The following is a 21,153-nucleotide window of genomic DNA, read 5'->3' on the forward strand; positions in this document are numbered from 1 at the left end:
ATATGACTATGCAAAGCATTAAAAAAATAGCGCTGTTAAGCGCGCTCGGCATGGCTTCGCTGAGTTTTACCGTCCATGCCGCCGAGCGTATTGCTTTCATTCCAAAACTGGTCGGCGTGGGGTTTTTCACCAGTGGCGGGAACGGCGCTCTGGAAGCCGGTAAAGCGCTCGGTGTTGACGTGACCTATGACGGCCCGACGGAACCGAGCGTTTCGGGGCAGGTGCAACTGATTAATAACTTTGTAAATCAGGGGTATAACGCCATCATTATTTCCGCCGTCTCCCCGGAAGGGCTATGTCCGGCGCTAAAACGCGCCATGCAAAGGGGCGTCAAAGTTCTGACCTGGGACTCTGATACCAAGCCCGAATGCCGCTCTTATTACATTAACCAGGGTACGCCTGTCCAACTGGGGAGTTTGCTGGTTGATATGGCGGCTAATCAGGTGAAGAAAGAGAAAGCCAAGGTTGCCTTCTTCTACTCAAGCCCGACCGTAACGGATCAGAACCAGTGGGTAGCTGAAGCCAAACGCAAGATTGAACAGGATCATCCGGGCTGGGAGATAGTGACCACGCAGTTTGGCTATAACGATGCGACTAAGTCATTACAGACCGCCGAAGGAATTATCAAAGCATGGGGCGATTTGGACGCCATTATCGCGCCGGACGCCAATGCCCTGCCCGCGGCGGCCCAGGCGGCGGAGAACCTGAAGCGTAGCGATATCGCCATCGTCGGTTTCAGCACTCCGAACGTGATGCGTCCCTATGTAAAACGCGAAACCGTCAAAGCGTTTGGTCTCTGGGACGTGGTTAATCAGGGGAAAATCGCCGTTTATGTGGCGAATGCCCTGCTCAAAAATGGCGAACTGAATATTGGCGACAAGCTGGATATTCCCGGTGTCGGGCAGGTTGAAGTTTCACCTAACCGCGTACAGGGATACGACTACGAGGCCAAAGGCAATGGCATCGTTCTCCTGCCGGAACGCGTGATCTTCACGAAAGAGAATATTGATAAATATGACTTTTGATTCACGCGCTGAAATGACGCTCTGCGTTCTTTCAGCACCGGTTACGTTTAATAATCCGATGGGGTGTTGTCATGGCTGATTTAGACGATATTAAAGACGGTAAAGACTTCCATATTACTAACCCGCAAACCAATACCTTATTCAAGCTCAAAGGCTGTGGCGCGCTTGATTGGGGAATGCAGTCGCGGCTGTCGCGCATTTTTAATCCACGCAGCGGAAAAACCGTGATGCTGGCATTTGATCATGGCTATTTTCAGGGGCCGACAACCGGCCTTGAGCGTATCGATATTAACATTGCGCCACTGTTTGACTACACCGATGTGCTGATGTGTACCCGCGGTATTCTTCGCAGCGTGGTGCCGCCGGCGACGAATAAGCCGGTCGTGCTTCGCGCCTCGGGGGCGAATTCGATTTTAACGGATCTCAGTAATGAAGCCGTCGCCGTTGCGATGGATGACGCCGTGCGACTGAATGTCAGCGCCGTTGCCGCACAGGTATACGTTGGCAGCGAGCATGAGCATCAATCGATTAAAAATATCATCCAGCTTGTCGATGCCGGTATGAAAGTGGGGATGCCCACGATGGCCGTCACCGGCGTGGGCAAAGAGATGGCGCGCGACCAGCGTTATTTTTCTCTGGCGACGCGTATTGCGGCTGAAATGGGCGCACAGCTCATCAAAACCTACTATGTCGACAATGGTTTTGAACGAATCGTGGCCGGGTGTCCGGTGCCTGTCGTCATTGCCGGCGGGAAAAAATTGCCTGAACGGGACGCGTTGGAAATGTGTTTTCAGGCCATCGACCAGGGCGCGTCGGGGGTGGACATGGGGCGCAATATCTTCCAGTCAGAACACCCCGTCGCCATGTTGAAGGCCGTACATGCCATTGTTCATGAAAATGAAACCGTCGAACACGCCTATGCGTTATTCCTCAGCGAAAAGGGATGATGCGCAGGCATCGCTAAAACGTTTTCGGGCCTGTGATGCAGGCCCGATGTTTAAGCTATAAGGAGATTTTCCATGCATGTTACGCTGGTTGAAATTAACGTTCATGACGATAAAGTTGAACAGTTCATTGAGGTTTTTCGTAAAAACCATCTTGGCGCCGTTCAGGAAAAGGGTAATTTGCGTTTTGATGTTCTTCAGGATCCCGCGGTTAGAACACGTTTCTATATCTATGAAGCTTACGTGGATGAAAAGGCCGTTGCAGAGCATAAAACCACCGCGCATTACAAAGAATGCGTCGCTGCGCTTGAATCCCTGATGACGGGCTCTCGTAAAAAGACAACCTTTATCGGCTTGATGCCATAGGAAGGTCGCTATGAATACGCGCTTTTCCAGTCTTGGTCGTCAGGAATGTCTTGAGCTACTGAGAACATACCCTTTAAGCGTTGGCATACTGGCAGGCCGGTGGATTAATCTCTCCCGTTATTTATCTGAGCTGGAAGCGCTTTCCTTACCGGTGCTCCATCTTGATCTTATGGATGGTCACTTCTGCCCGCAGTTTACCGTCGGGCCGTGGGCGGTGGAGCAACTTCCCCAGTCTTTTATCAAGGATGTCCATTTAATGGTATCCGATCCCTGGCCGGTAGCGCAGGCGTGCGTCAAAGCGGGAGCTCATATCGTCACCCTACAGGCTGAAGGGGTGACGCATCTTCATCATATTCTTACCTGGCTTGGTCGGCAGCAGGCGCCGGTGGCAGGGGGGGAAATGCCGGTTATCCGCGGCATCAGTCTGTGTCCTTCCACGCCTATCGACATCATTCTTCCCGTTCTTGATGACGTGGAACTTATTCAGGTGCTGGCAGTGGATCCAGGTTACGGCAGCAAGCTGTCCGAACACGCCCTTCATGCCCGCTTAAACCAACTTTTCACGCTGCTCGGCAATCAAAGGCGCAGTAAGATAATCGCGGTGGATGGCTCGCTGAGTCTTGCTGAACTGCCTGCTCTTAAAAGGCTTGGCGTCGATCGGGTGGTTTCAGGCAGCGCGCTTTTTCGTAATGACAAACTTTCTGAGAACGCCTCTATCTGGCTTGCTGATTTTAGCGCCGCGCATTGAGGCTGATGTAAAAAGAAAGCGCCGACGATATGATCGTCCGGCGCTTTCTGCTCACTTAATTATCGGTTAAATATGGCTTTTAGCGATCAGCCGGTATTGCGCATCCCGGCGGCGACCCCCGCGATGGTTACCATCAACGCCAGCTCGACCTCCGGATCCGACTCTTCCTGTTGGCGCGAACGATGCAGCAGTTCAGCCTGAAGCACGTTCAGCGGGTCGGTATACACGTTGCGCAATGCGATCGATTCGGCGATCCACGGCAGATCTTCCATCAGGTGATCGTCATTGGCGATGGTCAGCACGACATGGATGTCGGCGGCTAACTGTTCACGCAGCTGTTTTCCCAGCGGCCATAATTTCTTATCGACCAGACGCTGGTCGTAGTATTCGGCCAGCCACAGATCCGCTTTGGAAAACACCATTTCCAGCATCCCGATACGGGTGGAGAAAAACGGCCAGTCGCGGCACATGGCTTCCAGGTGTTCCTGTTTGCCGTCGTCCACGACTTTTTGCAGCGCGGCGCCGGCGCCAAGCCAGGCGGGCAGCATCAGGCGGTTCTGCGTCCAGGCGAAAATCCACGGAATGGCGCGCAGGCTTTCCACGCCGCCGGTAGGACGACGTTTCGCCGGGCGCGAGCCTAACGGTAATTTACCCAGTTCCAGCTCCGGGGTGGCCGAACGGAAATAAGGCACAAAGTCCGGGTTTTCACGCACATATTTGCGATACATATCGCAGGATACGCGGGACAGATCGTCCATCACCGCTTTCCATTCCGGTTTGGGTTTTGGCGGCGGCAGCAGATTGGCTTCCAGAATCGCGCCGGTGTAGAGCGCCAGGCTGCTGATGGTGACTTCCGGCAGACCAAATTTGAAGCGGATCATCTCGCCCTGCTCGGTCACGCGCAGACCGCCCTTCAGACTGCCCGGCGGTTGAGACAACAGAGCGGCGTGGGCCGGCGCGCCGCCGCGGCCGATCGAACCGCCGCGACCGTGGAATAGCGTCAGCGCGATGCCGGCTTTTTCGCAGGTTTTAATCAGGGCGTCCTGCGCGCGGTACTGCGCCCAGGAAGCGGCCATCACGCCGGCGTCTTTCGCCGAGTCGGAATAGCCGATCATCACCATCTGTTTGCCCTGGATGACGCCGCGATACCAGTCGATGTTCAGCAACTGGGTCATCACGTCGTCGGCATTGTTCAGGTCTTCCAGCGTTTCAAACAGCGGCGCGACCGGCAACGCAAAGGGACAGCCCGCTTCTTTCAGCAGCAAATGCACCGCCAGCACGTCGGAAGGCGTACGCGCCATGGAAATGACGTAGGCGGCGATCGAACCGGCGGGCGCTTTGGCAATGACCTTACAGGTGTCGATCACCTCTTTGGTCTCGGCGCTGGGTTCCCACTGGCGCGGCAACAGCGGGCGCTTGGAGCTTAATTCACGGATCAGGAAGGCCTGTTTGTCGGGCTCGGACCAGCTTTCGTAGTCGCCTAAGCCCAGGTAACGGGTGATTTCCGCCAGCGCTTCGCTGTGATTGGTGCTTTCCTGACGAACGTCGATGCGCACCAGCGGTACGCCGAAACATCGTACGCGGCGCAGCGTGTCCAGCAGTTGACCGTCGGCGATGATGCCCATGCCGCAGGCATGCAGCGACTGGTAACACGCGAACAGCGGATCCCACAATTGTTCATTGCTGACCAGCAGGTCTTTCGGCGGTAACAGCTCGCCGCCTTTGAGACGCGCATCCAGATAAGCCAGCGTGCTATTCAACTGGGCGCGTAATGATTTCATGATGGCGCGATACGGTTCCTGCACGTCGCCGCCGCCGGCCAGCTTACGCAACTCCGGGGTACAGGCCGACATCGACAGTTCCGATACCAGGAACTGAATATCCTGCAAGAACAGGTCGGCCGCTTTCCAGCGGCTGAGTAATAATACCCGGCGAGTGACTTCGGCGGTTACGTTGGGGTTGCCGTCGCGATCGCCCCCCATCCATGAGGTAAAGCGCACCGGCACGGCTTCGACGGGCAGACGATAGCCGAAAGATTTTTCAAGCAGTTCATCCAGTTCGCGCAAGAAGGCGGGGACGCCTTCCCACAGGCTATTTTCAACCACGGCGAAGCCCCATTTGGCCTCTTCGAGCGGGGTAGGGCGGATCTTGCGGATTTCGTCGGTATGCCAGGATTGCGCAATCAACTGGCGCAAACGACGCATAATCCGGTCGCGTTCATAATCGGCCAGATCGTCATGATCGAGCTGTTTAAGACAGGTATTGACTTCAACCAGTTTATGGATCAGGGTTCGACGGGTAATTTCGGTGGGATGTGCGGTCAATACCAGCTCGATGGAGAGCGATTCGACGGCGTTGCGGATGTCTTTTTCCGTAAGATTTTTATTTTCCTTTAAGCGCTCGAACGCTTTGGCGAGCAGTTCCGGGTTGCTGGCGGCTTCGCCGTGCGGGGAAATGGTGTGATATTGCTCAGCGGTATTGGTTAAGTTAAGAAATTGGCTAAATGCGCGCGCTACCGGCAATAGCTCGTCATTGGACAAATTTTGTAGTGTGTTCAGCAGTTCCTGTCGATGCTTTTCACTGCCTGCTCGGGAGGACTTTGATAATTTACGAATCCTTTCCACTTTATCAAGAATGTTCTCACCCAGCGCTTCCTTGATAGTATCGCCAAGTAGCTTACCTAGCATGCTGACGTTACTTCGCATTGCTGAATATTGCTCTTTCATATTTACCCTAACCCATCTCTAATTTTTTGTAAGTTTGTTTCACCAGAAAAACGTACAACGCTCCTTTCATCTAGCCACGATGAGGTAGATTCGTCAATTGACGATTCTTTGTTCGCGTCAATCTTTATACCGTCTCTCTTTTTACCTGCTTTGATGTAGATCTGGCAATTTGTGAAATTTAATTACAGATGCCCTGACATTAGGTGAGCTTATTAGGGAGGCAACGCGGGGCATGAATGCCCCGGACAGTGAATGACGGCCTGTCTGACGAATCGCTAGATCAATTTCTGCTGATTTCGCCGGGCGGCGAATTCGGCCGAAATCACTACTGCATTTCCCGATCGTCGATATAACGGCGTTGGTCGGCGGCGGGAGGGAAATACTGATAAAGCCAGGTTTCGCTCAGCGTCTCGCCCTGCGAACGCAGGAACAGCCGCATATCGACGGGGTCGTTCTTCTCGCTGGTCGGATACCAGTCGAACAGAATACGGTAGCCGTCAAAAGGCTCGACGTAGAGGATTTCGATATTTTTCGCCTGTCCGTCGGACAGGGTAATCACCGGTTCTATCCCTCTGGGGGCCGCGGATTTCAGATCGCCGCCGACGAAATCCACCGCAAAACGCCGCGCCCACTGGGCGGGATAGTGTTCGCCCGGCGCCCACCCTTCCGGAAAGTCGCCCATTCCCGTGCGCGTGGCATGCACCCTGGCGAGAGGCGTGCGTTGCGGCGCGTCGGCGCTCCAGTAAAGTTTATAGCGATAATTGTATTCGCCGCCGGCTTTTATCGGGGTTTCGGGCTGCCAAAAACAGACGATATTGTCCAGCGTCTCGCCGGTGGTCGGGATCTCCATCAGCGTGACGGCGCCTTTGCCCCACCGGCCGACGGGTTCCACCCACAGGCTCGGTCGCTTGTGGTACCAGCCGATGACATCCTGGTAATTATCGAAATCGCGATCGGTTTGCAACAGCCCGAATCCTTTGGGGTTATTGTCCTGGTAGGCGTTGAAGCGCAGTTTTTGCGGATTGTTCAACGGCCGGCAAATCCATTCTCCCGCGCCCGTCCACATGGCCAGCCGGTCGGAGTCGTGAATCTGGGGATGGATGGTGTCGCACATGCGGCGCTCGTGGTTGCCGCAGCTGAACATGCTGGTCATGGGCGCGATGCCCAATTGCTGAATATCCTGACGGGCATGCAGCTGTTTTTCAATATCCATCACCACGCGCTCCGCTTCGCAGTCGATGACGAAACGGTAGGCGCCCGTGGCGCTGGGGCCGTCCAAAAGCGCGTACACGGTGAACGAGGTCGCTCCCGCTGTCGGTTGTTCGAACCAGAAGGCGACGAAGTCGGGGAACTCCTCGGGCTGGGAGGTATAGGTATTGATGGCGATCCCGCGCGCCGACAGACCGTACTGATAGGTGGCGTCCACGGCGCGGAAATAGCTGGCGCCGAGGAAAGAGACGATGTCCCGCTGGGTCAATTCCGGCGCTTTAAATACTCTGAAGCCGGCGAAGCCGAGATCGTCTTTTCCTTCGAGCTGCGAGACGTCGACGCCGGCGCCGGTATAGTCGAACAGTTCCGGGCGGAAATGAATTTCACGCGCCGTGTTGCTGGCGGAATCGATGGAGAACATACGTACCGGACGGGTAAATCCCATGCCGACGTGAAAATATTGCACGTCCAGCCGGCGATTTTCCAGCGCGTTCCAGAGCGAATGTCCGGCGTCGTAGCGGATATCGTTGTAGGCCTGCGGCGTCAGCCTGGCCAGCGTGGGCGGAAGCGCCGCCGACTGGCCGTTATAGGGTTGACTGGCGCGATCCGCCGCCATTTTCTTGAGCAGGGAAAAACTGAAAGGCGTCGCATTGCCGTCCGCGATTTGCTCTCCCGCGGCCTGGGCCGCGCGGGGAAAGACCGTGGCCAGCGCTGGAATGCCACAACCGGCGGCCAGCGCCATGGAGGCTTTGAGAAATAATCTTCGATTCATAGCAGCATTAATTTCCTTAATTTGCAGAAACCCCTTTGCGATGGCGAAACTTGCTGGAATAACCAACCGGCAGCAGTGTAACAAGGGCGCTAAGCGTGGACGATGCCGATATGCGCGAATGAAAAACATATTCATCTATTGCTATAAAAACAGCAAAAACTCTTATTATCCTTAACTTTTTTTACTTATCTTCACAATAGACGCAGGTATTGTTGGGGCGGGAAGACGGGGCACGAATGCCCCGGAAAGTGAATTATGGCCTGGCGGTCTGTCTGACGACCAACGCATAGGTCAGCGTGAAGGACAGCGTCAGCGCGATAATGACGCCGGAAACGGCGAAGATGAAATACGGGCCGATGTAAGCCGGCAGGCTGAAAATGCTGGATAAAATGTAGCCGAATAGCCGTACGCCGAAGAACGCGATAAATGCGGAGGCGATCGAGCTTGCCGCGGTCGCGGCGATAAAGGACTTCTTATATTTGGTCAGCACGCCGAATAACGCGGGCTCGGTAATGCCGAGCAGCGCCGACACGCCGGCGGAGAGAACGATGGATTTATCCTGCCGGCTTTTGGCATGGAAATAAATGGCGAACGTCGCGCCGGCGATAGCCATGTTCGCCATAAACATCATCGGCATCAGCATATCGAATCCCTGATCGCTGAAGTTCTGTAGCGCGATCGGCGTCATGGCATGATGCATACCCGTCAGAATCGCCACCGGGCGGATTGCCCCGACGACAAAACCGGCAAAAATGGATGATATATCAAACAGGCTCTGGATAAACAGCGCCAGTAATTTGCCGAGATAGATCCCCAGCGGCCCGATCAGCGTCAACGAGACCAGCGCGGTAATGAACAGCGTCAAGGTTGGCGTAAACACCGTTTTCAACACCGACGGCATAATTTTGTCTACCCAGCGATGGATGTAACTCAGCGCCAGCACGGAGAAAATCACCGGGATAACGCTGGCCGAATAGTTAAAGACGGAAACCGGAATAACCCCAAGGAAGTAGAAGGCGCTTACCGCGTCCGGACTATGGCCGGCCAGCGCTTTGGCGGCTTCCATCAGCGAGGGGTACATCAGGCAGGCCGCAATGGCCGCCGCCAGATATTCATTGGTTTTAAAGATTTTGGCGGCGGAGACGGCCAGGAAAAAGGGCAGGAAATAGAACACGCCGCTGGCGATCAGATCGATCACGATCACCGTATCGGACTGGGCGGAGATCGCTTTAAGCGCGATCAGCCCGGCCAGCAGTCCTTTGATCATCCCTGCGCCGGCGATGGCGGGTACGATGGGGCCGAATACGCCGGAGACGGTATCCATAAACAGGGATATCAGACCTTTTTTGTTCTTTTGCGTCTCGGCGTCGGTCGTCGATGGCGATAGCATCGCCACTAAAGCCTGGTAATAAGTTTCCACCTGCGGGCCAATAATAATTTGAAACTGGTCGCTTTGATTTTGCGCGCCTAATATTCCCGGCAACGCCTTAATTTCTTCCGCGTTAACTTTATTATCATCAATCAGATCAAAACGAAGGCGAGTCATACAGTGCCAGACTTTATTGATATTTTTATTTCCGCCGACCAGGTTAATGATCGACTGAATTACTTCATTTTTCCCCATAAATAAATCCCTCGCTTGGCCTTCATGTATTTTAGACCGAATTATTTACTGGGATAGTAGGTTTCTCCTTAAGTAAAAACAAACCAATAAATCATGAGCTACATCACAACATCAGTTTAAAACTGGGTTATTTTTTATAAAATCGATAATTGGTATGGTTTTTTTGGTAATTAAATCATTTTTTCAAACCAAAATAATTCTTTTGCATTAAGTCGTTTACAAGGCGAAAAAAAGGCAGTAGAAAGCAAAAAAGAAACGGTTTTTGATATTGCCTTTCCGCCTGTTTTTTCTATTCAGGCCGGAAACGCTGGAGGATACTTTTGTGTTGCCGACAATAATTACCAATATTGAATGTTTGGTCACCCGGCCTGACCGACATAATCTGGTTACCGTGATCGTCAGTACGGATAAAGGCATAACGGGTTATGGCTGTGCGACCTTCCAGCAGCGTCCGCTGGCGGTAAAAGCCATGGTGGATGAATATCTCAAGCCGTTACTGGTCGGGCGGGACGCCAATAATATCGAAGATCTGTGGCATATGATGAGGGTTAACGCCTACTGGCGAAACGGCCCCGTCATCAATAATGCGGTGGCCGGCGTGGACATGGCGCTCTGGGATATCAAGGGCAAGCTGGCCGATATGCCGCTCTATCAGCTATTCGGCGGTAAATCCCGCGATGCCGTCGTCGCATACAGTCATGCGGCGAGCGATACGCTGGCCGGGTTGTTTCTGGACGTGGAGCGGCTCTATGCCCGCGGCTACCGTCATATTCGCTGCCAGTTGGGTTTTTATGGCGGCAACGCCGCCTTACAGCATGGTACGCGGCAGCCGACGGACGGCGCTTATTACGATCAGGATCAATACATCACCGACACCCTCGCCATGTTTCATGCGCTGAGAGAAAAATATGAAGACCGCTTTCATATTCTGCATGACGTGCATGAACGGCTTTTCCCCCATCAGGCGGTGCGATTTGCGAAAGAAGTTGAAGCCTATCATCCTTATTTTATTGAGGATATCCTGCCGCCCGATCAGAACGCCTGGCTGGCGCAGATTCGCAGCCAGAGCGCGGTGCCGCTGGCGACCGGGGAGTTGTTCAATAATCCGGCCGAATGGCAGGATCTGGTGATCAACCGGCGAATTGATTTCATTCGTTGCCACGTCTCGCAGATCGGCGGCATCACGCCGGCATTGAAACTAGGGGCGTTTTGCCAGAATTTCGGCGTGCGGCTGGCGTGGCACTGTCCGCCGGACATGACGCCGATCGGCGCCGCCGTGAATGTTCATCTGAATATTCATCTGCATAACGCCGCGATCCAGGAGTTTGTCGATTATCCCGCCAATACCCTCAGGGTTTTCCCGGAGGCCGTCGAGCCGGAGAATGGCTATTTATATCCTATTGAAAAACCAGGGATCGGCGTAGGCATCAATCTGGAAGAGGCCCGCCGGTTTCCGGTCGTCTATCGCCCGCATGAGTGGACGCAGAGCCGGTTGCCGGACGGCGCCATTCACACGCCGTAGGCGGCGATCACGGGGACTGGCGGAACGTCAGGTTATCCTGATTGAAGGGAATGACATAGGCGCAGGAATAGTTGATATCAATAATGTCGCTGGACTCATAGACCCGGCCGCCTTGCAGGATCCCCCGGTTGATAATATGCATGGCGGCAATGCCCTTTTTACAGTCCAGCAGTTCAGCCTGCGCTTTATTCACGGTGACGGCCTGATAATGCGTCAGTGAATGGGAAATGGCGTAGCCTTTGCTGAGCACATACTGCTGGATGGAGCTCTCAATAATCTTTTGATTGATATCAGGGAAATCAGCCGCCGGCATGGTCGATATCTCAATCTGCACCTTGCGCTTATCCACATAGCGCAGGCGACGGAATTCCCAGATAAAGGAATCCCGGGGGAGGGCGAATATCTGCTGCTCTTCCCGATTCGGGCAGCGTTTATGCAGACTGAGCAAACGGAATGAAATCTGGTTGAATTTCTTTTCGGTAATGGAGTTATAGACCAGCGGATTGCCGCGCACGCCCTGATTAATGAAGTTCCCCGCGCCCTGCACCATAGAAATCGCGCCAATGCTGGCGAGCTTTTCCAATGCGTTGCGGATCGTGAAGCGCGACACGCCGTATTCTTCGGCCAACTGGCGTTCCGGCGGCAGCTTTTCCGGCAGCGGGTCGCTGTGCTGATAGATTTTGCTTAACAGATCCTGGGCGATAAAATCTTTTTTCTTCATTGGTTCTCTCAAACGGCCTTATCCGCTTTGCGGGCGGATAAGGCCGCAAGTCGCAGGGTTACGGGTGGCAGAAATGCTTGATCATCTGCGAAATTAATTCTCTCGTCGGTTTGATAAAAGCGGTATCGAGGAATTCGTCCGGCTGATGCGCCTGATCGATCGATCCCGGCCCCAGCACCAGCGTCGGGCAGAGCTCTTGAATAAAAGGCGCTTCGGTACAGTAATTGACGACTTCGGTTTGCGTACCCAGCAACTTTTCCACCACCGAGACCAAATGATGGTCCGCCGGGCATTCATAACCGGGGATCGGCGGGTGCAGCTCGCTGATGGTCAGCCGTCCCGGCCAGTGCTGACTGACCGGCGCCAGCGCGTCCGACAACAGGCCGTTCAGATCGTTGAGCGTGATGCCCGGCAGCGGACGGATATCCATATGCAGCTCACAGCAGGCGCAGATACGGTTCGACGCATCGCCGCCGTGAATATGGCCCAGATTCATGGTCGGATAGGGGATGGCGAACGCGGCGTTGTGATAGCGTTCCTGCAAGGTTTTGCGCAACACCAGCAGATGGGAGATCGCGTCGTGCATCAGTTCGATGGCGTTAACGCCGCGCGACGGATCGCTGGAGTGTCCGGACTGGCCCTGAATGCGTATCGCGCTGGACATATGGCCTTTGTGGGCGCGTACCGGTTGCAGCGAGGTCGGCTCGCCGATAATGGCGCAGTCCGGCCTGAGCTGTGTGGATTCGGCAAAATATTTGGCGCCGGCCATGGTGGTTTCTTCATCCGCGGTGGCGAGAACATACAGCGGTTTGGTCAGTTTCGTCGCATCGAGGTCGCGCAACGTATCAAGAATAAACGCGAAGAATCCTTTCATATCGGCCGTACCCAGACCGTACAGCTTATTATCGTGTTCGGTCAGCGTGAAAGGGTCGCGCGTCCAGCGTCCGTCATCGAAGGGTACGGTATCGGTATGCCCCGCCAGCAATAGGCCACCTTTTCCTTCCCCTATTCTGGCCAGCATATTAAATTTATGTCGGGTGCCGGGTACTGGCTGAACTTCAACATGAAAGCCCAAATCAGTAAACCAGCCGGCCAGCAGATTGATTAACGCCTGATTACTTTGATCGAGTTCACTGTCGGTCGCGCTGATGGACGGCGTTGCGATCAACGCCCGGTATAGCTCAATAAACGGGGGTAATTTCATCTTCACAGTTGACAGCCTCTGGTTAGGATAGTATCAATATTCATGCATTTTTTTTGAATAAAAATACAATAATGCTGAACAAAAGGAAACCTTGAGGTATCCTTGGTAAGGAACATAACCGCTTTAGCCGTTTCAGCGCAAAGTGTAGATGCAGGAAAATTGCTTGCCGCTTTGCCGTCGCTGAAGGGCATCACCGATTTGCCGGTTAAACCGTTAACCCAGTCTTTATTTTGATGACTATTTACCATTCTGAGGCGCGAAGAAAACAATGAATCCGTTAATTATCAAGCTAGGCGGCGTTTTACTGGATAGCGAAGAAGCGCTGGAACGCCTCTTCACCGCACTGGTTGCCTATCGTCAGCAACATCAGCGCCCGCTTGTGATTGTACATGGCGGCGGATGCCTGGTTGACGATCTGATGAAAAAACTGTCGCTGCCGGTCGTGAAGAAAAACGGCCTGCGCGTCACCCCCGCCGACCAGATCGACGTTATTACCGGCGCGTTGGCGGGTTCGGCGAATAAAACGCTGCTGTCGTGGGCGAAAAAGCACGCTATTAACGCGGTCGGTCTGTGTCTGGCGGATGGCGGCAGCACCCAGGTGACGCAACTGGACGAGGAACTGGGTTTTGTCGGCAAAGCCGCGGCCGGTTCGCCCGCGTTGCTGAATACGCTGCTGTCCGCGGGCTACCTGCCGGTCATCAGCTCTATCGGGATGACCGATCAGGGCGAGCTGATGAACGTCAACGCCGATCAGGCCGCCACCGCGCTGGCGCAGACGCTGGGGGCGGACCTGATTCTGCTTTCCGACGTGAGCGGCATTCTGGACGGCAAAGGTCAGCGCATTGAGGAAATGACGGCGCAAAAAGCGGAGCAACTGATCGCGCAGGGTATCATTACCGACGGCATGATTGTTAAGGTTAACGCGGCGCTGGATGCCGCGCGCGCGCTGGGTCGTCCGGTGGATATCGCCAGTTGGCGCCATGCCGATCAACTGCCTGCGCTGTTCAACGGCGTGGCTATCGGTACGCGTATTTTAGCGTAAGCAATTTTGAGGTATGGCATGATGCCATACCGATGTTTATTTGATTTTGGGAGTAATGGTTATGGCTTTGTGGGGCGGTCGGTTCAGTCAGGCGGCAGATCAGCGTTTTAAACAGTTCAATGACTCACTGCGGTTCGACTACCGTCTGGCAGAGCAGGACATTATTGGTTCCATTGGCTGGTCGAAAGCGCTGGTTACCGTCAATGTGCTGAGCGAGCAAGAACAGCAGCATCTGGAGCAGGCGCTGAACGCGCTGTTGGCCGAGGTTCAGGCCGATCCTGAAGTGATTTTGCAAAGCGATGCGGAAGATATTCACAGCTGGGTTGAACAGCAGCTGATTGAAAAAGTCGGCGATCTGGGCAAAAAGCTGCATACCGGACGTAGCCGCAACGATCAGGTCGCCACCGACCTTAAACTATGGTGCAAAGCGCAGGTGACCGAACTGCAACAGGCGGTGCGTCAATTGCGTCAGGCGCTGGTCGCCACGGCACAAGCGAATCAGGACGCCGTGATGCCGGGCTACACGCACCTGCAACGCGCCCAGCCGGTGACGTTCGCCCACTGGTGTCTGGCTTATCACGAAATGCTGGCGCGCGATGAAAGCCGGCTGGCCGATACGCTGACGCGCCTGGACGTAAGTCCGCTGGGCTGCGGCGCATTGGCCGGTACGGCTTATCCTATCGATCGCGAGCAACTGGCCGGCTGGTTAGGTTTCGCTTCCGCCACGCGCAACAGTCTGGATACGGTGTCCGACCGCGATCACGTGCTGGAATTGCTGTCTGACGCCGCTATCGGCATGGTGCATTTATCCCGCTTCGCCGAAGACCTGATTTTCTTCAACAGCGGCGAATCGGCGTTTGTCGAGCTTTCCGATCGGGTGACGTCGGGGTCGTCGTTAATGCCGCAGAAAAAGAATCCGGATGCGCTGGAATTGATCCGCGGTAAATGCGGACGGGTTCAGGGCGCGCTGAGCGGCATGCTGGTGACGCTGAAAGGGTTGCCGCTGGCGTACAACAAGGATATGCAGGAAGACAAAGAGGGCTTGTTCGATGCGCTGGATACCTGGCATGACTGCCTGATGATGGCCGCTCTGGTGCTGGAAGGCATTCAGGTGAAACGTCCTCGTTGCCGGGAAGCGGCCGAGCAGGGTTATGCGAACGCGACGGAACTGGCGGATTATCTGGTTGCGAAAGGCGTGCCGTTCCGTGAAGCCCACCATATCGTCGGCGAAGCGGTTGTGGAAGCCATTCGTCAGGGCAAAGCGCTGGAAGCGCTGTCTCTGGCCGAGCTTCAGCAGTTCAGCGCCGTGATTGGCGATGATGTTTATCCCATCCTGTCGTTGCAGTCTTGTCTGGATAAACGCGCCGCACAAGGGGGTGTTTCGCCCCAGCAGGTCGCGAAAGCCATCGATGAGGCGAAACAACGTCTGAGCTGATGACGCTGCGTTGAACGCCGCTTGCGGCGGTTGCGACGAGGCCCGGCCCAGGGATGGGCCGGGCGACAACGCCGACGCATCGGCGACCTGAGGCCTGTACCGGCCCGCAATATTTGCCTGATAAATCTGAATCATGCCCGCATTTCCCGCTTTTTTTCTCCGTGTTTCCCCCTAAATCCCTGTATGAGCGGAATTGTCTCTGGACATCCATACAGTATCAATTTACCTTGACGGGCAGCAGTGACGGCCAGTGGAGGCGCAGTGGATATCAGCATATTTTATGGCGTGGGCGGCGGTCTTGTCGGTCTGTTGGTCGGCTGGCTTATCGCCAGCCTGTCGTTCCAGCGGCGGCAGTCCCGTCATGAGACCGAACAACGGTTGCTTGAGCAATCGCTACAGCAAACCCAGCAACTGCTGAGCGACAGTCAGCAGGCAAAAAAACAGTATGAGCAGCAATTGCGTGACAATGAGCTGGCGTTGCGTAACGCCCACGGCCAGCTGGCGGCCGGCCAGGAAAAGCAACGGCAACTGGCGCAACTGCGCGAGGAGTGCGCGCAGTTAAATCAGGAGTTGCGCGCGCTGCGCGAGGTGAATAGCGCCCAGGAAGCGGAACTGCGGGAGGTCACTATCAGGCTGGAAGAGACGCGCATGGCGGCCGAAGAGAAACAGCGTCTGCTGATGAACAGCGAACAGCGTTTAACCACGCAGTTTGAAAATCTGGCCAACCGGATTTTTGAGCACAGCGGCCGTAAAGTGGATGAACAGAACAAACAAAGTCTGGATCGATTATTGATGCCGCTGCGCGAACAGCTTGATGGATTCCGGCGTCAGGTTCAGGATAGCTTCGGCGCCGAAGCCCGCGAGCGCCATACCCTGACGCATGAAATTCGTAATCTGCAACAGCTGAATGCGCAGATGGCGCGCGAAGCGATCAACCTCACCAAAGCCCTGAAAGGAGACAATAAGACGCAGGGCAACTGGGGCGAGGTGGTGCTCAGCCGCGTGCTGGAAGCCTCCGGGCTGCGTGAAGGCTATGAGTATCAGACGCAGGTCAGCGTGCAGACCGGCGCCAACAATCGTATGCAGCCTGACGTGATAGTCCGTTTGCCGCAGGGCAAGGATGTGGTGATTGACGCCAAAATGTCGCTGGTGGCCTATGAACGCTATTTTAATAGCGAAGATGAGGCCGAGCGTCTGGCCGCGCTGAACGATCATCTGCTCTCCGTGCGCGGACATATTCGCCTGCTGGGCGGCAAGGACTACCAGCAACTGCCGGGGCTGCGCTCTCTGGACTATGTGCTGATGTTTATTCCCGTCGAACCTGCGTTTCTGGTGGCCATCGATCGTCAGCCCGAGTTGATCAACGAAGCGCTGAAACACAATATTATGCTGGTTAGCCCCACGACATTGCTGGTGGCGTTGCGCACTATCAATAATCTGTGGCGGTATGAGCAACAGAGCCGCAACGCGCAGCAGATCGCCGAACGGGCCGCGCGGTTGTACGATAAACTGCGTCTGTTCGTCGATGATATGGCGTCATTGGGCCAAAGTCTGGATAAAGCCCAGGGTAGCTATCGCCAGGCGATGAATAAACTTTCCTCCGGGCGTGGTAACCTGATTGGCCAGGCCGAGGGGTTTCGTGCGTTGGGCGTTGAAGTAAAACGCCCAATCAGCCCGTCGCTGGCGGATCGGGCCACCGCGCATGAGCAGAACGCCGGGGATGCGTTGACCGAGTCGAACGCGGCGAAAGATGCCGGCGCTGACCCGTCAGATCCGCCCTCGGAACATCACTAGGCGTTTCTGTCGCGCGGACTGAATAAAGGTATCGCCCTGAGTCTGTTGTCGTATTAGGCGGTGGGCTTTTTATATGGGTCTGTTACACTCTTCCACTAACAGAATAGACTCGATTTTTGACAAAATAGTAGGCGGATAAGATGGCAGATGAGCAGGAGAAAACAACCGACTTTGGTTTTCGCACTGTCGCCAAGGATGAAAAAGAAGTCATGGTGGCCGATGTTTTTCATTCTGTAGCAGCAAAATATGATTTGATGAATGACCTGATGTCTTTCGGCATCCATCGTATCTGGAAAAGATTCACCATTGAGTGCAGCGGCGTGCGGCGCGGACAACGCGTGCTGGACGTGGCGGGCGGAACCGGCGATTTGACGGCCAAATTCTCCCGCATCGTGGGGGATGAAGGCGAAGTGGTTTTGGCCGATATCAATGCTTCCATGCTGAAGGTCGGGCGCGAAAAATTACGTAACAAAGGCATTATCAATAATGTCAGCTACGTACAGGCTAATGCGGAAGAGCTGCCGTTCCCGGATGACTTCTTTGACTGCATCACTATCTCCTTTGGTTTGCGTAACGTCACCGATAAAGAAAAAGCGCTGCGTTCCATGTATCGCGTATTGAAGCCGGGCGGACGTCTGCTGGTGCTGGAATTCTCTAAACCGGTATTGAAGCCGTTAAGCAAAATGTACGACGTCTATTCGTTCCATGTTCTGCCGAGAATCGGGGAAATGGTGGCGCGCGACGCCGGCAGCTATCGCTATCTGGCGGAATCGATCCGTATGCATCCCGATCAGGAAACGCTGAAAGGAATGATGGCCGACGCGGGTTTTGATAGCGTGAATTATTTCAATCTTACCGGTGGGATTGTTGCGCTGCATCGTGGTTTTAAATTCTGATTGGAAATGCCAATGCTGATAACGTCTGTGCTGACAGCCGCGCTGGAAACCGCGTTGAATCAGCTACTGTTTCGTGACCGCAGTATGAAGGCGGCGCGCCAGCGCCTGTCTGGAAAAACGCTGCAAATCGAACTGGCTGAACTGGATATGCCGCTGGTGCTCGTTTTTAGCGAGCACCGGCTTGACGTGTTGAGCCAATGGGAAGATGGCGCCGATTGCCGGCTGAAGACGCGTTTAGCGGTACTGATGAAGCTGCGCGATCGGCAACACCTGTCTTCGCTGATGCGCAGCGGCGATCTGATCATAGAAGGCGATATCCAGGTTGCGCAGCAGTTTATCGGGCTGCTTGATTTGGCCGAGTTTGATCCGGCGGAATGGCTGGCGCCCTATCTGGGGGATATTGTCGCGCAAGGGGTAAGCCAGACGGCGCAAAAAACGCTGGGCGCATTCAACCGACTTTTGTGCCGGCAGCAGCATATTTTGTCCGAAACGTTGACCGAAGAATGGCGTCTCGCGCCGGGAAAACTGGAACATGCCTGGTTCCAGGATGAGGTCGCCGCACTGGATAAATCAGCCGAGAAGCTGTCTGAGCGTCTGGCGAAGTTGGAGATCTCACGATGATGCCCGGTGAACTGATTCGGCTTTACAGCATCGCGCGCGTTTTGCTCAGCTACGGTCTGGATGAGCTCATTCCCAGGATGCGCCTGACAATCCCGCTGCGCTTTGGCCGCCGTTTGCTGTTCTGGTTGCCCAATCGGCATCCCGATAAGCTGTTGGGCGTGCGTTTACGTTTGGCATTGCAGGAACTTGGCCCGGTATGGATCAAGTTCGGTCAGATGATGTCGACGCGGCGCGATCTGTTCCCGCCGGCGATCGCCGATCAGTTGGCGATGTTGCAGGATCGGGTCGAGCCTTTCGACGGCATGCTGGCGCGCAAACAAATCGAACTGTCGATGGGCGGCGTTCCTCTGGAAGAGTGGTTTGATGATTTCGAGGTGAAGCCGCTGGCGTCGGCATCTATCGCCCAGGTTCATACCGCGCGTCTGAAAGAGACCGGCAAAGAGATCGTTATCAAGGTTATCCGGCCGGATATTTTACCGGTGATCAAGGCCGACATCCGTCTTATGAAGCGTCTGGCGGGCTGGCTGCCGAGGCTGTTGCCGGACGGTCGACGCCTGCGCCCGCGGGAAGTGGTGCATGAATATGAGAAAACGTTGCTTGATGAGCTGAATCTGTTGCGTGAAGCGGCGAATGCGATTCAGCTGCGGCGCAATTTCGAAGATAGCAACATGCTGTACATTCCCGAAGTGTATCCGGACTACTGTAGTGAGCGTATGCTGGTGATGGAACGCATCTATGGCGTTCCGGTTTCCGACGTTGAAACGCTGAAAGCCAACGGGACCAACATGCAGTTGCTGGCGGAACGCGGGGTGCAGGTTTTCTTTACGCAGGTGTTCCGCGACAGTTTCTTTCATGCCGATATGCATCCCGGCAATATCTTCATTAACGACGAACACCCGGAAGATCCGCAGTATATTGGTATCGACTGCGGCATTGTCGGTTCGCTGAATAAAGAAGATAAGCGCTATCTGGCGGAAAACTTTATTGCGTTCTTCAATCGGGATTACCGTAAAGTGGCTGAGCTGCATGTGGATTCAGGCTGGGTGCCGGCGGATACCAACGTCGAAGACTTTGAATTCGCGATTCGTACCGTATGCGAGCCGATTTTTGAAAAGCCGTTAGCGGAAATTTCATTCGGTCATGTATTATTGAACCTCTTTAACACGGCTCGCCGCTTTAATATGGAAGTTCAGCCCCAGCTCGTTCTGTTGCAAAAAACGCTGCTGTATATCGAAGGGATTGGACGCCAGCTCTATCCGCAGTTGGATCTCTGGAAAACGGCTAAACCATTTTTAGAAAATTGGCTGAAAGAACAGGTCGGTTTGCCGGCTATGGTTCGGGCCTTGAAAGAAAAAGCGCCGTTCTGGGCGGAAAAACTGCCGGATATTCCCGAATTGTTTTATGACGGTTTACGCCAGCATCGCATATTACGGCAGAGCGTGGATAAACTGGCTGATGAACTGCGTACGCAGCATGTCAGACAGGGACAATCCCGTTACCTGCTGGGAATCGGCGCGACGTTGTTAATCAGCGGTACGTTGTTGCTGGTCAGCCACGTGGAAGCGGATGTTATACCTTCTGGTCTGATGGCCGCGGGGGTTGTCGCCTGGGTTATCGGCTGGCGGCGAACTCGTTGAAGCAGATCATAATGCATAGCAAGATTATCTTCTATAATGGGGGTAATCTTGGTGACCCCCTTTTTGAAAGAGGTAAACGTTATGGGCGGTATTAGTATTTGGAACTTGTTGATCATCGCAGTAATCGTTGTATTACTGTTTGGGACCAACAAGCTGAGGACATTGGGCTCCGATCTCGGCGCATCCATCAAAGGCTTTAAAAAGGCGATGGGCGACGAGCAGCCGTCTGCCGCTGATAAAGCTCAGCAGGACGCTGATTTTGCGACTAAATCGATAGCAGACCAACAGCCTGAAGCCAAGAAGGATGACGCAAAGAACCAGCATAAAGAGCAGGTATAATCGGTGTTCGATATTGGGTTTAGTGAACTGCTATTAGTCATGGTGATCGGTTTGGTCGTGCTTGGACCAGAACGTTTGCCGGTAGCCGTAAGGACCGTAGCCGGGTGGATTAGAACCCTGCGTTCGCTGGCGTCCACGGTTCAAAATGAGCTGTCGCAGGAGCTGAAGCTACAGGAGTTGCAGGACAGCCTCAAGAAAGTGGAAAAAGCCGGCCTGCAAAATTTGTCGCCGGAGTTGAAAGCTTCCATGGACGAGCTGAAGGAAGCGGCGGAAGCGATGAAACGCGGCTATGGCGAGCAATCGTCGCAGAATGAGGCGAAGACCGCGGAACCGACGCCTTATGAGCCGCTGAACGATCCCGAGGCGGTGCATGACGGCGTGATTGAGGCGGAAAAAACGCCCTCGCCGGTTGCGGTCACTCATGAATCTGAGGATAACCGGACTGCGCCTGTCCCGGTGGTGGATAACAAAATCAAACCTGAGCAGTCTCCTGCCGTTTCTGCCCGTCAACCAAGTGATGATCGTTAG

At 54.5% G+C, this 21,153-nt stretch carries 18 protein-coding genes and 1 pseudogene; 14 read left to right on the forward strand and 5 right to left on the reverse strand.

Features of this window, described 5'->3' with window-relative positions:
* Positions 1 to 2: 2 nt before the first annotated feature.
* The 4 genes from lsrB (at position 3) to ABRZ28_RS15715 (ending at position 3,083) form a co-directional block, all read left to right on the forward strand.
* Positions 3 to 1,025 carry an autoinducer 2 ABC transporter substrate-binding protein LsrB gene (gene lsrB / locus ABRZ28_RS15700; RefSeq protein ID WP_319605394.1) on the forward strand — a complete coding sequence of 341 codons (1,023 nt, stop codon included), beginning with the start codon at positions 3 to 5 and terminating at the stop codon, positions 1,023 to 1,025.
* Positions 1,026 to 1,096: 71 nt separating this feature from the next.
* A complete protein-coding gene (gene lsrF / locus ABRZ28_RS15705; RefSeq protein WP_319605393.1) occupies positions 1,097 to 1,972 on the forward strand; it encodes a 3-hydroxy-5-phosphonooxypentane-2,4-dione thiolase in 876 nt (291 codons plus the stop codon).
* A gap of 72 nt (positions 1,973 to 2,044) precedes the next feature.
* Positions 2,045 to 2,335 (forward strand): (4S)-4-hydroxy-5-phosphonooxypentane-2,3-dione isomerase, encoded by a 291-nt coding sequence (lsrG, locus tag ABRZ28_RS15710; protein WP_319605392.1) that lies wholly within the window; start codon positions 2,045 to 2,047, stop codon positions 2,333 to 2,335.
* A 10-nt stretch (positions 2,336 to 2,345) separates the two neighbouring features.
* Complete coding sequence (locus tag ABRZ28_RS15715; protein WP_319605391.1) at positions 2,346 to 3,083, forward strand: beta/alpha barrel domain-containing protein; 738 nt, start codon at positions 2,346 to 2,348, stop codon at positions 3,081 to 3,083.
* An 86-nt stretch (positions 3,084 to 3,169) separates the two neighbouring features.
* Here the strand turns inward: ABRZ28_RS15715 and ppc are convergent, their stop codons facing one another.
* From ppc to ABRZ28_RS15730, 3 genes are all read right to left on the reverse strand, one after another.
* Complete coding sequence (gene ppc / locus ABRZ28_RS15720; RefSeq protein ID WP_330520858.1) at positions 3,170 to 5,809, reverse strand: phosphoenolpyruvate carboxylase; 2,640 nt, start codon at positions 5,807 to 5,809, stop codon at positions 3,170 to 3,172.
* A 325-nt stretch (positions 5,810 to 6,134) separates the two neighbouring features.
* Positions 6,135 to 7,790, reverse strand: a complete 1,656-nt coding sequence (locus tag ABRZ28_RS15725; RefSeq protein ID WP_330520859.1) for a glucan biosynthesis protein D — start codon at positions 7,788 to 7,790, stop codon at positions 6,135 to 6,137.
* Between the two features lie 253 nt (positions 7,791 to 8,043).
* Positions 8,044 to 9,414, reverse strand: a complete 1,371-nt coding sequence (locus ABRZ28_RS15730; protein WP_319605388.1) for a PTS transporter subunit EIIC — start codon at positions 9,412 to 9,414, stop codon at positions 8,044 to 8,046.
* A gap of 322 nt (positions 9,415 to 9,736) precedes the next feature.
* Here ABRZ28_RS15730 and ABRZ28_RS15735 point away from each other — a divergent pair, with 322 nt between their 5' ends.
* Complete coding sequence (locus ABRZ28_RS15735; protein WP_319605387.1) at positions 9,737 to 10,936, forward strand: enolase C-terminal domain-like protein; 1,200 nt, start codon at positions 9,737 to 9,739, stop codon at positions 10,934 to 10,936.
* Positions 10,937 to 10,943: 7 nt separating this feature from the next.
* Here ABRZ28_RS15735 and ABRZ28_RS15740 read toward each other — a convergent pair whose 3' ends face one another.
* Positions 10,944 to 11,657 (reverse strand): GntR family transcriptional regulator, encoded by a 714-nt coding sequence (locus ABRZ28_RS15740; protein WP_249231761.1) that lies wholly within the window; start codon positions 11,655 to 11,657, stop codon positions 10,944 to 10,946.
* Between the two features lie 58 nt (positions 11,658 to 11,715).
* Positions 11,716 to 12,867 (reverse strand): acetylornithine deacetylase, encoded by a 1,152-nt coding sequence (gene argE, locus ABRZ28_RS15745; RefSeq protein WP_330520861.1) that lies wholly within the window; start codon positions 12,865 to 12,867, stop codon positions 11,716 to 11,718.
* A gap of 105 nt (positions 12,868 to 12,972) precedes the next feature.
* Here argE and ABRZ28_RS15750 point away from each other — a divergent pair.
* The 9 genes and pseudogenes from ABRZ28_RS15750 to tatB all read left to right on the forward strand — a co-directional run.
* Positions 12,973 to 13,077: pseudogene (locus ABRZ28_RS15750) on the forward strand (N-acetyl-gamma-glutamyl-phosphate reductase); the annotation flags it as partial.
* Positions 13,078 to 13,129: 52 nt separating this feature from the next.
* Positions 13,130 to 13,903, forward strand: coding sequence for an acetylglutamate kinase (argB, locus tag ABRZ28_RS15755; protein ID WP_319605385.1), 774 nt, complete (start codon positions 13,130 to 13,132; stop codon positions 13,901 to 13,903).
* 61 nt (positions 13,904 to 13,964) lie between these two features.
* Complete coding sequence (gene argH / locus ABRZ28_RS15760) at positions 13,965 to 15,338, forward strand: argininosuccinate lyase (protein ID WP_319605384.1); 1,374 nt, start codon at positions 13,965 to 13,967, stop codon at positions 15,336 to 15,338.
* A gap of 261 nt (positions 15,339 to 15,599) precedes the next feature.
* On the forward strand, positions 15,600 to 17,132 hold the full coding sequence (rmuC, locus tag ABRZ28_RS15765) for a DNA recombination protein RmuC (protein WP_330520863.1): 1,533 nt from the start codon (positions 15,600 to 15,602) through the stop codon (positions 17,130 to 17,132).
* Positions 17,133 to 17,272: 140 nt separating this feature from the next.
* The gene (ubiE, locus tag ABRZ28_RS15770) at positions 17,273 to 18,028 is read left to right on the forward strand and encodes a bifunctional demethylmenaquinone methyltransferase/2-methoxy-6-polyprenyl-1,4-benzoquinol methylase UbiE (RefSeq protein ID WP_319605382.1); all 756 of its coding nucleotides are present in this window, start codon (positions 17,273 to 17,275) and stop codon (positions 18,026 to 18,028) included.
* Between the two features lie 12 nt (positions 18,029 to 18,040).
* Positions 18,041 to 18,649: a ubiquinone biosynthesis protein UbiJ gene (gene ubiJ, locus ABRZ28_RS15775; RefSeq protein ID WP_330520864.1), complete on the forward strand. Its 609-nt coding sequence runs from the start codon at positions 18,041 to 18,043 to the stop codon at positions 18,647 to 18,649.
* The gene (gene ubiB / locus ABRZ28_RS15780) at positions 18,646 to 20,286 is read left to right on the forward strand and encodes a ubiquinone biosynthesis regulatory protein kinase UbiB (RefSeq protein ID WP_330520865.1); all 1,641 of its coding nucleotides are present in this window, start codon (positions 18,646 to 18,648) and stop codon (positions 20,284 to 20,286) included. The genes ubiJ and ubiB overlap by 4 nt, the downstream gene beginning before the upstream one ends.
* Before the next feature lie 81 nt (positions 20,287 to 20,367).
* Entirely contained in the window at positions 20,368 to 20,625 is a 258-nt protein-coding gene (tatA, locus tag ABRZ28_RS15785; protein ID WP_319605379.1) for a Sec-independent protein translocase subunit TatA, read from the forward strand.
* Positions 20,626 to 20,628: 3 nt separating this feature from the next.
* A complete protein-coding gene (gene tatB, locus ABRZ28_RS15790; RefSeq protein WP_330520866.1) occupies positions 20,629 to 21,153 on the forward strand; it encodes a Sec-independent protein translocase protein TatB in 525 nt (174 codons plus the stop codon).

The sequence above is a fragment of the Brenneria sp. g21c3 genome, assembly GCF_040240345.1.
Taxonomy (GTDB): domain Bacteria; phylum Pseudomonadota; class Gammaproteobacteria; order Enterobacterales; family Enterobacteriaceae; genus Brenneria.